Origin of the sequence: Devosia chinhatensis, from assembly GCF_000969445.1 — a bacterium.
Classification (GTDB): Bacteria; Pseudomonadota; Alphaproteobacteria; order Rhizobiales; family Devosiaceae; genus Devosia; species Devosia chinhatensis.
Window position 1 is genome coordinate 679,669 of sequence record NZ_JZEY01000054.1, and the last position, 14,549, is coordinate 694,217.

A 14,549-nucleotide genomic window follows, 5' to 3' on the forward strand; every position below is an offset into this window, starting at 1 on the left:
CGTGCTGGTCGGGTTCGAGCATATCGGCACCACGACTGGCGACATGGATGCCAGCATTGCCTTTTACTGCGATCTGCTGGGGCTGAAATTGCGGCTGCGTAAAAAGAACGACACGGCCGAAGTCGCTTTCCTCGATGCCGGCGGCGGCATGCTGGAAATCGTCGCGCCCAATGGCGGGGCAGGGCGGTTCCGGGATGTGCCGATGAGCGAAGCGGGCATGCGCCACCTGACGCTAGCCTATGACAATGTCGACGCCGTGGTCGAGATGCTGGACGCCAAGGGCGTCGAGATCGTCGAGCGGCCGCGCAATGCGCATAATACCGAAATGGTGCAGCGGGTCGCCTTTATCCGCGATCCCGATGGCATCCTTGTCGAGCTGGTGGAGCGCACGCCCGGCCGCTAGCCGCCCGTCACGCTCATGTGCCGCGCGACGGCTGGCTCGGGGCGGGTCCGGTCCAGCGCGAAATCGTGGCCCTTGGGCTTGATGTGCATGGCATGGTCGAGCGCTGCATCCAGCGCCTCAGGGCCGCCTTCGCGCCAGGCCGCGCGCAGGTCCACCTGGTCTTCCTGGCCCAGGCACAGGAACAACTGGCCGGTCGCGGTCAGGCGCACGCGATTGCAGCTTTCGCAGAAATTGTGGCTCATCGGGGTGATGAAGCCGAGAACACCGCCGGTTTCGGCGACATGCACATAGCGCGCCGGGCCACCGGTCCTCTGGTCGAGCCGCGTGAGCGTATAGCGGCGGGACAGCTGCTCGTGCAGTTCCCGCAAGGGCAGATAGGTATCGACGCGGTCAAGGCCCACTTCGCCCAGGGGCATGCCTTCGATCAGCGTCAGGCCCATGCCGCGCCCATGCGCAAAGGCCATCATTGGCTCGATTTCATCCTCGTTGACGCCGCGCATGGCCACCATGTTGATCTTGATGGCGAGGCCCGCATCCTGCGCTGCCGCGATGCCGGCCAGCACATCTTCCAGCCGGCCGCGTCGGGTGATCGCGGCGAAGCGTTCGGGGTCGAGCGTGTCCATGGAGACGTTGATGCGCCGTACGCCCGCAGCGGCAAGGCCCTTTGCATGCTTGGCGAGCTGGCTGCCATTGGTGGTGAGGGTCAGCTCGTCGAGACCGTGACCGAGCCGATTACCCAGGCTGGCAATGAGGTCAGCAATGTCCCGCCGCACCAGCGGTTCGCCACCGGTCAGGCGGATCTTGGTGGTGCCCCGGGCGATAAAGGCGTCAGCAATGGCCTCGATTTCCTCGAAGCGCAGCACGTCCTTGCGTGGCAGGAACGTCATGTCCTCGGCCATGCAATAGACGCAGCGGAAATCGCAGCGATCCGTGACCGAAATGCGCAGATAGGAAATGCGCCGCCCGAAGCGGTCGATCAGTGGATGTGTGGACACGGGATCAGTCATGGCCTGAACCTAAACGCGGCAGGCGGCAATGCAAGGGCGGCAAACGAAAAAGGCCGCCCCGAAGGACGGCCTTGATGGAGGCATCGAACGCGGTCAGTGATTGACGACGATGCGCGCGCCGACCTGGACGCGATCGTAAAGGTCGGTGACGTCCTCGTTGGTCATGCGGATGCAGCCCGAGGAAACGGCCTGGCCGATGGTCCAGGGCTCGGACGTGCCATGCACGCGATAAAGGGTCGAGCCGATATAGAGGGCGCGGGCGCCGAGCGGATTGTCCGGGCCACCGGGCATGAAGGCCGGCAGGTCGGGCACGCGCTTGCGCATGGCCGGCGGCGGCGTCCAGCCGGGCCATTCCGCCTTGCGGGTGATGCGATTGCTTCCCGCCCAGGTGAAGCCCTCGCGGCCCACGCCAATGCCGTATTTCAGCGCCTGGCCGTCCTCGAGCACCAGATAGAGGCGGCGTTCGGACGTTTCGATGACGATCGTGCCGGGCTTCTGGTTGGTCTCATAGGCCACGATCTGCTTCTTGATCGGGCTGCCGCTGCGACTGGCTGTCGCCTCGCGCTGCTCGAAGGAATTGGTGTCCGGATTATACCAAAGCGCGGCGGTTGCCGGCGCAACCAAACTGGCAGAAAGCAGCATCGACATGCCTGCCGCCAATATGACTTTGATAATGCTCATCTTTTGATCTGGCCTCTGGGTGCGCGACGGGTTTGATTCGGGTGTCCGCTATGGGGACGCTAATTACTGCGAATGCTTCTGGCCGGGAAGATTTTCGCCTTGCTCCTGCCACAAATGCCACATCATCGCGAAATTGTGTTGCCAGCAGGTTACAGTTGTCGTTCACCAAGTGGTGATTGGCCCGCGCGCGCAATCTTGACAGGGTAGGGCACGCGCTGCCACATCGCCGCCCAATGGGAGACCGGCCATGAGCGATATCGAGGCATTGAAGCGTAAGGCAGCGGCCATGGCGCTGACGGAGGTGCGCTCGGGCATGCGTCTTGGCCTGGGCACCGGCTCCACCGCCCGGCACTTCGTCGATCTGCTGGGCGAGAAAGTGGCCGCCGGGATGGACGTGCTGTGTGTGCCGACCTCCGAAGTCACGGCCACCCAGGCCCGGGGGCTCAATATCCCGCTATCCGATCTTGACCACCTCGATCGCCTGGACTTGACGGTGGATGGTGCAGACGAGATCGATCCTGCGCTCAACCTCATCAAGGGAGCGGGTGGGGCGCTGCTGCGCGAAAAGATCGTTGCCGCCTCGTCTGACCGGATGATCGTCATTGCCGACCAGTCCAAGCGCGTCGCCGAACTGGGGCGCTTTCCGCTGCCCATCGAGGTCAATCGCTTCGGGCTGGGCGCGACGCGCAATGCCGTGGCCCGGGTGCTGGCCGCCTATGGGGCGGACAAGGCGCTGACGCTGCGCGGAGAAGATAAGGGCGCCGTCTATCTGACGGATGGCGGCCACCTCATACTCGATGCTTGTTTTGGCCGCATTTCGCAGCCAGAAGCGCTTTCGAGAGAGCTTTTGTCCATTCCCGGCGTGGTCCAGCACGGGCTGTTCCTGGGAATGTGCAGCAAGGCTTATGTGGCGACGCCCAATGGCGTAGAAGTTTTGGAACGGCAATAGACTGAGCGTGGATCGGGACAAGATGGCATTCTGGACGAACGGGAACATGATGCGCGGCGCCAAGGCCGTGCTGGGCGCAGTGCTGACGGCGGGCGTCATCGCCATGTCGGCCCCCGCGATCGCGCAGGAAGTGGCGCCCGAGCAGCTGGCGCTGGCCCGCAAATATGTGGACCTGACCGATCGTGGTGCGGTCTTCGAGACCACCGTGGTGGAGATCGGCATCGACACCATGCGCCAGATCGTGACGCAGAACCCTGAAATCATCGATCAGACCAACGAGACGATCGGTGAAGTCATCCAGGAATATAATGGCCGCAAGGGCGAGCTGCTCGACCAGTTCGCGCGGGTCTATGCCATTCGCTTCACCCGCGAAGAGCTGACCGAGATCGTGGCCTTCTATGAATCGCCCACCGGCCAGAAGCTGGCCACCGCCAATTCGGAAGTGAATGCCGACATTCGTCGCGTGCTGCAGGTCTATACCAACAATCTGCGCACCGAATTTTTCTCCAAGGTGCGCGCCAGCCTGCGCACCAAGGGCGTCGAAATCTGACCGGACGGATTGTTCCGCCATTGACCCCGCCTTGAGCGGGGTCTTTTTTTATGCGACACGCGTGACCATATTCATCGGCAAATGACGATGATAAGCGGGGGCAAAGATGACTTATGATTATGACCTTGTGGTCATTGGCGCCGGCTCGGGCGGCGTGCGTGCGGCGCGCATGGCCGCGACCTACGGTGCCAAGGTGGCGATCGTCGAAGAGTTCCGCGTCGGCGGCACCTGCGTGATCCGCGGCTGCGTGCCCAAGAAGCTCTATGTCTATGCGGCCCGCTTCAAGGATCAGTTCGACGTCGCCGAGAGCTTCGGCTGGCAGGTCGATGCCAGTTTCGACTGGCCCACCCTGGTGGCGGCCAAGGAAAAGGAAATCAGCCGCCTCGAACATGCCTATTCGAGCAATCTCGAAAAGCCGGGCGTCGAAATCATCCGCGATCGTGCCGTTGTGACGGGCGCCCACTCGGTGCGCCTTGTAAGCCAGGACCGCGAGCTCAGCGCCAAATATCTGCTGATTGCCACCGGCGGGCGTCCCTTCGTGCCCGACATTCCGGGAGCGGAACTGGGGATCACCTCCAACGAGGCCTTCGACCTGCCTGCGCTGCCGCGCTCGATCCTGATCGAGGGCGGTGGCTATATCGCGGTCGAATTCGCCACCATCTTTGCCGGGTTGGGGGTGGACACCACCATCATCTACCGCGGTGACTGCATCCTGCGCGGTTTCGACGAGGATATGAAGCGGGGCCTCGAAGCCGGGCTGACCGAGCGCGGCATCCGCATCATCTACCAGACCACCATCGCATCGTTGTCCAAGCCGGACGAAGACATCCTTGCCACCTTCAGCGACGGGGTGACGGCTCCCTATGGTGCGGTGATGTTTGCCACCGGTCGGCGCCCCAATATCGATAGTCTCGGCCTTGAATCGGCGGGCGTTGCCCTGGCGCCCAACGGCGTCATCGCCGTCGATGCCTATTCGCAGACGTCCGTGCCCTCGATCTATGCGGTGGGCGACGTCACCGGTCGTGCCCAGCTGACCCCGGTCGCCATCCGCGAGGGCTGGTATTTCGCCGAGACGGTGTTCAACGACAATCCGCTGACCGTCGATCATTCGCTGATCCCCACGGCTGTCTTCGCCGAGCCGGAGATCGGCGTGGTCGGCCTGACCGAGGAAGAGGCGGCGACCCATGGCGACATCGACGTCTATCTTGCCCGTTTCCGCCCGATGCAGAACACGCTCTCGACGCGCACCGAACGCATGGTGCTCAAGCTGATCACCGCAAAGCATGGCGGCAAGGTGCTCGGCGTCCATATCCTGGGGCCGGGCGCCGCCGAAATGATCCAGCTCGCGGCCATCGCGGTGGGCATGGGCGCCAGCAAGGCCGATTTCGACCGGACCATTGCACTCCACCCCTCCGCCGCCGAGGAGCTGGTGACGTTCAAGGGGCCCACCTATGTCTATCGCGACGGCAAGAAGGTCGTAGGCTAAAGACCGAAGCGTCGGCCGGGCCGCAATTTGCTTGGCACGGCCGGATTGGCTTGGTATTGCGCCAGCAGCAATTTTACCCTGGCGCGAGACCTGGACATGACCACCTGGACCCCTAGCTCCTGGCGCAGCAAGCCCGTTCGGCAGGTGCCCGCCTATCCCGACCCGGCTGCACTGGCCGATGCGGAGCGCCAGCTGGGCAGCTTCCCACCGCTCGTCTTTGCCGGCGAAGCGCGCGAACTCAAGGCACGCCTGGCCGCCGTGGCCCGTGGCGATGCGTTCCTGCTACAGGGCGGTGACTGCGCCGAAAGCTTTGCCGAGCATGGTGCCGACCATATCCGCGACTTCTTCCGCGTCTTCCTGCAGATGGCGCTGGTGCTGACCCATGGCGCATCCAAGCCCGTGGTCAAGGTCGGCCGCGTCGCCGGCCAGTTCGCCAAGCCCCGCTCGGCCGATACCGAGGTGATCGACGGGGTCGAGCTGCCGTCCTATCGCGGCGACATCATCAACGACATCGCCTTCAACGAGGGCGCGCGCGTCCCCAATCCGGACCGCCTCTTGCAGGCCTATCGGCAATCGGCGGCGACGCTGAACCTTTTGCGCGCCTTTTCGATGGGCGGCTATGCCGAACTGACGCGCATCCACGAATGGACAATGGGCTTCATGAAGGGCTCGAACTGGAACGTTCGCTACGAGGAAGTGGCGCGCAAGATCGACGATGCCATCACCTTCATGGGCGCGCTGGGCCTCAACCCGGAAAATACCCCCGCGCTCAGGCAGACCAGCTTTTATACCAGCCATGAGGCTCTGCTGCTGGGCTATGAGGAAGCGCTGACGCGCCGGGACTCGATCAGCAACAATTGGTATGCCACCTCGGGCCACATGCTCTGGATCGGCGACCGCACCCGCGATCCCGACGAGGCGCATGTCGAGTATTTCGCCGGCATTCACAATCCCATCGGCGTCAAGTGTGGCCCGAGCCTGTCCAGCGACGACCTGCTGCGCCTGCTCGACCGGCTCAATCCCACCGACGAAGCCGGCCGCATCACCCTGATCTCGCGGTTTGGCACCGACAAGGTGCACGAGCACCTGCCGCGCCTGATCGAGACGGTGCAGAAGGCCGGCCGCACCGTCGTCTGGTGCTGCGACCCCATGCATGGCAACACGATCAAGGCCTCGACCGGCTACAAGACGCGCCCCTTCGACCGGGTGCTGGCAGAGGTGCGCAACTTCTTCGAGGTGCACCGCGACATGGGCACCTATGCCGGCGGCGTGCATATCGAAATGACCGGAGACGATGTCACCGAATGCGTCGGCGGCATGTCGGCGGTCACCGAGGCTTCGCTCTCCGACCGTTACCACACCTATTGCGATCCCCGGCTCAATGCCAGCCAGGCCCTGGAACTGGCCTTCCTCGTGGCCGAGGAAGTGCATGCGCAAAAGCCGCCTTATCGCTTCAGCGCTGCCGGCGAGTAATCCGATACGCCGTTGAACTGTTTGTGATGCCGCGCGTTCAGGTCCCGATGCGCGGCGTCCTCGATTCAGATAGCCTGCTGCTGCACGACATCCATCAAGAGTAGGCAATGCCGAAGTCCCTATATCCCCATGCAGCTCCTGAAACGCGGGATCGGCTCGAACAGGACTTTACCCTCAAGCTTTTCAATACTTTCGACTGGTCGACAACGCCCCTGGGGCCAATTCCCGACTGGCCGGAAAGCCTCAAGGGCGCGGCGCGCCTGATGATGGCTGCGTCCACCCCCATGGCCATGATGGTTGGGGAGGAGGGCATCCTGCTCTATAACTCAGGTTATGCCGTGTTTGCCGGTCAGCGGCATCCAGAGATCTTCGGCATGCGCACCCTGGAGGCCTGGCCCGAGATCGCCGAATTCAACCGGCAGAACATCGAGCGCGGACTGCTCAGCGAATCCTGGACCTTCAACAATCAGGAATTGGTGCTGAACCGGCATGGCGAGCCGGAATCGGTTTGGATGGATCTCCATTACAGCCCCATCATGGGCGATGACGGCCTGTCCATGGGCACGCTCTGCGTCGTGCACGAGACCACCGATCGCGTCCTGGCCGAGCGGGCCCTGGCGCGCAGCGAAGAGCGCATGTCCCTTGCCATCAATGGCACCGACCTCGTGGGCACCTGGGACTGGGATGTGCTCAATGACCGGGTAACGGCCGACGACAAGTTTGCCGCGCTGTTCAACCTCGATTCCCTGCGGGCCGGGCTGGGCGTGCCGATCAGTGCCTTCCTCCAGGCGATCCATCCCGACGATGTCGAACGCGTGGGTCAGGAAATCGCCGAAGCCCTCAAGCATGGCTCGTTTTACAAGTCGGAATATCGCCTGCAGGATGCCGAGGGCAGGGTGACCTGGGTGGTCGCGTCCGGTCGTCCCCGCGTCGATGCCGATGGGCGCGTACATCGCTTCCCAGGTGTTGCCATCGACGTCAGCGAGCAGCACCGCGCCGCCGAAGCCTTGACGGAAAGCGAACTGCGCTTCCGCACCCTGGCCGATGCCATGCCGCAAATGGTCTGGTCGACCCGTCCGGACGGCTTCCACGATTATTATAATGCCCGCTGGTACGATTTTACCGGCGTGCCTGCCGGCACGACAGACGGCGAAGGCTGGAACGATGTCTTCCATCCTGAGGATCAGGAGCGTGCGTGGGGCGTCTGGCGGCACTCGCTGGCGACGGGCGAGCCCTACCAAATCGAGTATCGCCTGCGCCATCACAGCGGCGAATACCGCTGGACCTTGGGTCGCGCCCTGCCAATCCGCGATGCCAATGGGCAGATCGTGCGCTGGATCGGCACCTGCACCGACATCCACGAATCGCGTCTCATCGCCGAGGAGCGCGAGCTCGTGGCGCAGGAACTGAGCCACCGCATCAAGAACATCTTCGCGGTGCTCAACGGCATTATCAGCCTGTCGGCACGCAGCTACCCTGAATCCAAGACCTTCGCCGATCAGTTGCGCCAGCGGATCTATGCCCTTGGCGAAGCGCATGATTTCGTGCGGCCGCAGGGTTATTTCGATAGCACGACAGCCGGGCAGGGCAATCTTTCGGCCCTTATCGAGCGCCTGTTGCGCCCCTATAATGGCGACGAGCAGCCGCGCGTCAGCTTCAGTGGCGACGATGCCCGCGTCGACGATGCTGCGGCCACGCCAATGGCCTTGCTGGTGCACGAGCTAGCGACCAATTCTGCAAAATACGGGGCGCTATCGCAGCAGGGTGGGCGCGTCTCGATCACCGGACGCAAGGGGGAAGACGCCTATCACCTCCAATGGAGCGAAATCGGTGGTCCCAAGGTCACCCAGCCGGAAACTCTCGGCGGCTTTGGGACGCGACTGGTTCAATTGTCGGTGGAAGGCCAGATGCGCGGCAAGCTTACGCGTCAGTGGAATGAAGATGGCCTGAACGTGGATATCGAGTTGCCGCTGGATGCGCTGAGCCGTTCGACCCGCTTGAGGGCCGGCCCCAACACCTGAGCTCTAATTCGGAAGGGGATTGCCGCCCCAGTTGAAAAGCTTCAGCCGACGCGGCGGCTTGGCATCACTGGCGACACGGCGCGCGACGGCGAAATCGATGGCCTCGCGAATGTCGTAATCGGTGGCAGGCTTGGGCATGACACCTATCGTGCCGGGGACGCCATCACCCAGCTGTGAGGGATTGGCGGTGAGGAAGACCACCGTCACGCCATGGGTCTGAGCCAGGATTTCCCCGATATGAATGCCCGTCGGACCATCCCTCAGGTTGAGGTCCACCAACGCGATATCGACGTCACCCGCATGGGCAAGCGCCGATTTCTGATCGGCCGCAATTGCGATCGGGTTGTGACCCATCTCGGCCACGACATACTCGATCTCCGTGGCAGCGATGAATTCGTCTTCGACGATGAGGACTCGATAGGACATAATCACGGCGTCGTTAATGGCGCATTTTACTCAGATTGTCTGCAGGAACTCTTTAACCGATCATTCGGTTGCCGCAAGAGTTTCAGGGGTGATGCTCCTAAGATGCATTGCACCTGTTACCAAACCGACAAACGCCTTCGGCTTGCCCTTGGCAGGGCGAGCGGCTAAGTCTGCCGCCATCCTGCCCCGCAGTGGCAAACTCTTTCTCGCATCAGGCCAGCATCATCGTGACCGACCAGCTTCGTATTGCGCTCGCCCAGCTCAACCCCAAGGTCGGCGATCTTCCAGGCAATCTGGAGCTGGGCCGGGCCGCGCTGCACCAGGCGCAGGATGTCGGGGCCGATATCCTGATGCTTTCCGAGCTTTTTATCACCGGTTACTTTCCGGACGACCTGCTGTTCAAGCCGCAATTCCTCGCCGATGCCATTCAGGCTGCCAGGGACCTCGTGGCCGAAACAGCCGGCTCCAGTACGGTGCTGATCCTGCCCACAATCTGGGCGGAGCAGGGTCGGCTCTACAATGCCGTGCTGGTGGCCGAGAACGGACAGGTGATCGCCACGCGCTATAAGCGCGAATTGCCGAATGCCGACGTCTTCTACGAGAAGCGCTATTTCACGCCCGGACCGCTGGCCATGCCGGTGGAGATCAAGGGCGTCCCAGTGGGCATCCCGATCTGCGAGGATATCTGGCACAGCGCCGTGTGCGAGCATCTGGCCATGCGGGGGGCGGAGATCATGCTGTGCCCCAATGGCTCGCCCTACTGGACCGACAAGCAGCATGTGCGCAAGGATCTGGTCCGCGCCCGCGTTGCGGAGGACGGCGTGCCGATGATCTACCTCAATCAGGTTGGCGGCCAGGACGAACTGGTTTTTGACGGCGCCTCCTTTGCCATGGAGCCGGGTGACAGGCTGGTGCTGCAGGGCAAGTCCTTCGAAACCGATTTCATCGTCTCGGACTGGACCCGCGGGCCGGACGGCTGGACCTGCACCAATGGACGCATCGACGACCTCCCCTCAGTGGAGGAGGCGCCCTGGCGCGCCGCGGTGCTGGGCCTGCGCGATTATGTGCACAAGAACGGCTTCAAGCATGTGGTGCTCGGCCTTTCCGGCGGCATCGACAGCGCCGTCGTCGCCGCGCTCGCCGTCGATGCGCTTGGTGCCGATAAGGTACATTGCATCATGCTGCCCTATCGCTACACCTCGCCCGAGAGCCTGCGCGACGCCGAGGATTGCGCCAAACTGTTGGGCGTGCGCTACGACGTGGTGGCCATTGGCGGGCCCGTGGATCAGGCGCTGCACGAACTGGCGCCGATCTTCGGCGATCGCCCGCTCGACCTGGCCGAAGAAAACATCCAGTCGCGCATGCGTGGCACCATTCTTATGGCCGTCAGCAACAAGCTGGGCTCGATGCTGCTGACAACCGGCAACAAGAGCGAGATGGGCGTCGGTTACGCCACCATCTATGGCGACATGAATGGCGGCTACAATCCGCTCAAGGACATGTTCAAGATGTCCGTCTATGCGCTAGCCGACTGGCGCAACAAGCATATGCCGGGCGATTGTCTGGGGCCTGCCGGCCCGGTCATTCCCCAGGCCATCATCGACAAGTCGCCCAGTGCGGAACTGCGTCCCGACCAGAAGGACCAGGACAGCCTGCCGCCCTATCCGGTGCTCGACGATATCCTGACCTGCATGGTCGAAGAGGAAATGGCGCTGGGCGACATTGTCGCGCGGGGCCATGAGCCCGCGCTGGTCAAGCGCATCGAGCGGCTGGTCAATATCGCCGAATACAAGCGCCGCCAGTCGGCGCCGGGTCCCAAGCTGACGCCGCGCGCCTTTGGCCTGGGCCGCCGCTATCCCATTACCAATGGCTACAAGGACGTCACTGTCGGATGAGTGTCATCGTACGCTGGGCGCCTTCGCCGACCGGCCGCATCCATCTGGGCAATGCGCGTCCCGCGCTGCTCAACTGGTTCTTCGCCCGCCGCCATGCCGGCAAATATGTCCTGCGCATGGACGATACGGATCTGGCGCGCTCCACCCGCGCCTTCGCCGACGGCATCGAGGAAGACCTGCACTGGCTGGGCGTCACGCCGGACCTGCTGGTCCGCCAGTCCGAGCGCACCGCGCTTTATGATGCGGCGCGCGACAGCCTCATTGCCGACGGTCGGCTCTACCCCTGCTACGAAACCGAGGACGAGCTCGACCGCAAGCGGGCCCGGGCCCGGCTTCTCGGCAAGCCGCCGATCTATGATCGTGCCGCGCTCAGCCTCACCGAAGACGACAAGGCTCGGCTCGAAGCCAAGGGCCGTCGCCCGCACTGGCGCTTCCGGCTCGACGGACGCCCCGTGCAGTTCGTGGACGTCATCAAGGGCGCCCAGACGGTCAACACGGCCTCGATGTCCGACCCGGTGCTCATCCGCGCCGATGGGTCTTACCTCTACACGCTGCCTTCCGTGGTCGACGACATCGACCTGGGCATTACCCATGTGATCCGCGGCGAGGACCACGTTTCCAATACCGGCACGCAGATCGAGATCTTCGAGGCGCTGGGCGGCGCGGTACCGGCCTTCGGTCACCACAACCTGCTGACCGATGCGGCCGGGCAGGGCTTTTCCAAGCGCCTGGGCAGCCAGTCCATCGCCGATTTCCGTGCCGAGGGCTATGAGCCCCTGGCCATTGCCATCGTCGCAACCCTGACCGGCACCAGCCTTTCGGTGGAGCCCTATGACAGCCTCGACGCGATTGCCGAGCGGCTGGACTTCTCGATGATCTCGCATGGCTCTGCCCGGTTCGATCCGGCGGAGCTGAACGCGCTCAATGCGCGGCTGCTGCACGCCATGCCCTATGCCGATGCCGCCCCGCGTCTGTCCGCCATGGGCCTTGAAGGCGAGGCGATGTGGATGCTGCTGCGCGAAAACCTGACGCGCTTCGACGACATCGCCGAATGGGCGAAGCTGGTCACCGGCCCGGTCGAGCCGGTCGTGTCGCCCGAAGACGAGGACTTCCTCAAGCTCGCCAAGGCGCTGCTGCCCCCCGAGCCATGGGATCAAGACACTTGGGGGCAGTGGACCGACGCACTCAAGGGTGCCACCGGCCGCAAGGGCAAGGCCCTGTTTCTGCCGCTGCGGCTGGCGCTGACGGGCCGCCACGACGGCCCAGAGCTCAAGTCCCTGCTCGTCCTGCTTGGGCGTAAGGCGTGTCTGGACCGACTACCCTGACGGCCTTGTCGCCGAACTGAACGATCCGCAATTCGGTGGGAGCCGGCGCCTCCGGGCGTCGGGCGATTTCGCCCGGGCCTGAGGGGCGCGGACGGGGCAGGGGGACATCGGCCATGGCGACGGCCGAGGCGGCCTCCTGCGGCGCCGCAGCCGCCGGCACCGGCACCACGCCCCGCGGATCGCGCAGGGGCATGGGAATGCTCATCCCATTGATGTCGAGCACCGCGCGCCCATTGCCGCCCTCGGCGCTGGCGACACGCACGGCGCCATCGCTATTGACCGGCGCCTGGCAACTGGCGGTCTCGTCGAACTTGGTACGATAGGCAAAGGCATTGGGCAGGGCCGTATAGGGCGAGCCGGAGAGATTGCGCATCTGCTCGGGCTCCTGGCCGGGATTGTCGTAGTAATAAAGCTCCACCGCCGCGTTGGGGCACATCGTCTGGCAGGTGGTGGAATCGCCGCCCACGTAATCGAGCGTGGTGGCATAGCTGATGGGCCAGAAATAGCCGTCCGAGAGACGGACGCAGACGGTGCGGACCGTGTTATAGCCCTGGTAGCCCCAATAATCGCCGCCATCGACGAAGTCGCCATCGGTGAAGTCGCCACCCGTCGTGCTGCCGAAGACCCGGTCGAACACCGATTGACGGTCCTGCGAGAAGGTGGCGCTGGAGCCGGCATTGCAGCCGAAACGCACCATTTCCTGCAGGATCGCCTCGCGCTGCTGGGCAACGGCATTGCCGGTCTCGACCGCCTGCGACAGGGCCGAATACTGATTGCGCAGGGCAATCACGTCGCGGGCGATCAGCTGGCATTCGCGCGTCAGCGTTCGCCCGGCGCGCGCATCGTCATTGCAGCCCTGGCGGATATACTGGCTTTCGGCATCCTGTACCTGGCGCGCCAGCTGGCGGGCCGAATTGTTGTTGCTGTTGACCGCGCGGAAATCGCCATTGCGGTCGAACTGGGCGAGGGCGCCCTGCAGGCGCGAACATTGATTGGCCTGGGCATGAGCAGTCTCGATGTCGAGCGCCAGCACGGTCATCGCCAGAATCAGCAGAGCCAGGGCACGCAGGCCCGTAGTGGAGAACGTCACCAGAAATCCTTATATGCGGGCCGCAACCGCTTCATTCCCCAGCGCCTTAAGATATCGCTAGGGGCAATGGCAACATTATAACGGTGCAGGCTGCTTCGTGATAGCGCGACAGAGCCACACAAACCGGAGAGCCGAGGCGTCATGAAACTCGCCACCTTGCGCAATGCGCGTCCCGACGGCCAGCTCGTCATTGTCTCGTCCGATCTGGCCCGGTGCGTCTCGGCCGGCCGAATCGCGGCGACCATGCAGGCGGCGCTCGATGACTGGGATCAGGCCGCGCCGGCCCTGGCCGCGCTGTCCGCCGAGCTCGAAGCCGGCGCCATTGCCGGCCAGCCCTTCGATCCGGCCACGGCGCATGCACCGCTGCCGCGCGCCTATCAGTGGATCGACGGGTCGGGCTATCTCACCCATCTCGAGCGCGTCCGCTCGCTCAAGGGCAGCAAGGACGACGAGCTGCAATCGGTGCGGCCGCTGATGTATCAGGGCGCCTCCGATTCGTTTTGTGCGCCGACCGACGCCATCATCGTCCCCGAAGAGGATCTGGCGCTCGACTTCGAGGCAGAAGTGGCGGTCATTATCGGTGCCCTGCCCATGCGCGCCACGCGCGAGCAGGCGGCCGCCTCGATCCGGCTGGTGACCTTTCTGAACGACGTGTCGCTGCGCCGCCTCGTTGCCGATGACCTCCAGAACGGCTTCGGATTTTTCCACGCCAAGCCCGCCACCGCCTTCGCACCCATCGCGGTCACGCCCGCCAGCCTGGGCGCGGCCTGGCAGGACAATCGCCTGCACCTGCCCCTGCGGATCGAGGTCAACGGCGGGCTCTATGGCCAGCCCAATGCCGGCATCGGCATGCATTTCGATTTTGCCGACCTGATCGTGGAGGCGGCGCGCACCAGGGCGCTGGGTGCCGGCACGATTATTGGGGGTGGCACGGTGTCCAATCCCCACGAGGAAACCCTGCCGCTCAGGAAGGACGGGATCGGCTTTGCCTGCATCGCCGAGGCCCGAACGGCCGAAAAGGCCAAGTTCGGCAAGGCCCGCACCCCATTCCTCAAGCCGGGCGACGTTGTGCGCATCCAGGCTTTGGGCGCCAGTGGCACTTTCCCGCTGGGTAGCATCGAGCAGGGCGTCAAGCTCCTCGGCAAATGACTGATAACATTCGCGTGTGCCCGTTGGGGTCGTCACGAAGCCGTGTAAGTGTGTGTCTGTCGGAAGGGACGCCGATAGAGGCAAGGTTCAAGAT

Annotated in this window: 13 protein-coding genes; 9 read left to right on the top strand and 4 right to left on the bottom strand. The window is 63.8% G+C overall.

Annotated features, from left to right (window positions below):
• The first annotated feature begins 1 nt into the window (after position 1).
• Positions 2–403: a VOC family protein gene (locus VE26_RS03360; RefSeq protein ID WP_046103762.1), complete on the top strand. Its 402-nt coding sequence runs from the start codon at positions 2–4 to the stop codon at positions 401–403.
• Here the strand turns inward: VE26_RS03360 and moaA are convergent.
• Both moaA and VE26_RS03370 read right to left on the bottom strand, forming a co-directional pair.
• Positions 400–1,410, bottom strand: a complete 1,011-nt coding sequence (gene moaA / locus VE26_RS03365; protein ID WP_046103763.1) for a GTP 3',8-cyclase MoaA — start codon at positions 1,408–1,410, stop codon at positions 400–402. The two genes, VE26_RS03360 and moaA, sit on opposite strands and share 4 nt — an antisense overlap.
• Positions 1,411–1,503: 93 nt before the next feature.
• Positions 1,504–2,091, bottom strand: a complete 588-nt coding sequence (locus tag VE26_RS03370; RefSeq protein ID WP_046103764.1) for a L,D-transpeptidase — start codon at positions 2,089–2,091, stop codon at positions 1,504–1,506.
• A gap of 247 nt (positions 2,092–2,338) precedes the next feature.
• On the opposite strand from VE26_RS03370, the gene rpiA reads away from it, so the two are divergent.
• The 5 genes from rpiA to VE26_RS16965 all read left to right on the top strand — a co-directional run bounded on the left by rpiA (position 2,339) and on the right by VE26_RS16965 (position 8,570).
• Complete coding sequence (gene rpiA, locus VE26_RS03375) at positions 2,339–3,040, top strand: ribose-5-phosphate isomerase RpiA (protein WP_084619913.1); 702 nt, start codon at positions 2,339–2,341, stop codon at positions 3,038–3,040.
• Between the two features lie 22 nt (positions 3,041–3,062).
• Positions 3,063–3,590: a DUF2059 domain-containing protein gene (locus tag VE26_RS03380; protein WP_152658698.1), complete on the top strand. Its 528-nt coding sequence runs from the start codon at positions 3,063–3,065 to the stop codon at positions 3,588–3,590.
• A 106-nt stretch (positions 3,591–3,696) separates the two neighbouring features.
• The gene (gor, locus tag VE26_RS03385; RefSeq protein WP_046103766.1) at positions 3,697–5,076 is read left to right on the top strand and encodes a glutathione-disulfide reductase; all 1,380 of its coding nucleotides are present in this window, start codon (positions 3,697–3,699) and stop codon (positions 5,074–5,076) included.
• Positions 5,077–5,172: 96 nt separating this feature from the next.
• Positions 5,173–6,549 carry a class II 3-deoxy-7-phosphoheptulonate synthase gene (locus VE26_RS03390; protein ID WP_046103767.1) on the top strand — a complete coding sequence of 459 codons (1,377 nt, stop codon included), beginning with the start codon at positions 5,173–5,175 and terminating at the stop codon, positions 6,547–6,549.
• Positions 6,550–6,656: 107 nt separating this feature from the next.
• On the top strand, positions 6,657–8,570 hold the full coding sequence (locus VE26_RS16965; RefSeq protein WP_052715632.1) for a PAS domain-containing protein: 1,914 nt from the start codon (positions 6,657–6,659) through the stop codon (positions 8,568–8,570).
• Between the two features lie 3 nt (positions 8,571–8,573).
• On the opposite strand, the gene VE26_RS03400 is transcribed toward VE26_RS16965, so the two are convergent.
• Complete coding sequence (locus tag VE26_RS03400; protein ID WP_046103768.1) at positions 8,574–8,996, bottom strand: response regulator; 423 nt, start codon at positions 8,994–8,996, stop codon at positions 8,574–8,576.
• 227 nt (positions 8,997–9,223) lie between these two features.
• On the opposite strand from VE26_RS03400, the gene VE26_RS03405 reads away from it, so the two are divergent.
• Complete coding sequence (locus VE26_RS03405; protein WP_046104964.1) at positions 9,224–10,891, top strand: NAD+ synthase; 1,668 nt, start codon at positions 9,224–9,226, stop codon at positions 10,889–10,891.
• Complete coding sequence (gene gltX / locus VE26_RS03410; RefSeq protein ID WP_046103769.1) at positions 10,888–12,216, top strand: glutamate--tRNA ligase; 1,329 nt, start codon at positions 10,888–10,890, stop codon at positions 12,214–12,216. Before VE26_RS03405 ends, gltX begins: the two co-directional genes overlap by 4 nt.
• Here the strand turns inward: gltX and VE26_RS16970 are convergent.
• A complete protein-coding gene (locus tag VE26_RS16970; RefSeq protein ID WP_052715633.1) occupies positions 12,161–13,306 on the bottom strand; it encodes a DUF2865 domain-containing protein in 1,146 nt (381 codons plus the stop codon). The two genes, gltX and VE26_RS16970, sit on opposite strands and share 56 nt — an antisense overlap.
• Before the next feature lie 141 nt (positions 13,307–13,447).
• Here VE26_RS16970 and VE26_RS03420 point away from each other — a divergent pair, with 141 nt between their 5' ends.
• Complete coding sequence (locus tag VE26_RS03420; protein WP_046103770.1) at positions 13,448–14,455, top strand: fumarylacetoacetate hydrolase family protein; 1,008 nt, start codon at positions 13,448–13,450, stop codon at positions 14,453–14,455.
• Positions 14,456–14,549 lie beyond the last annotated feature (94 nt).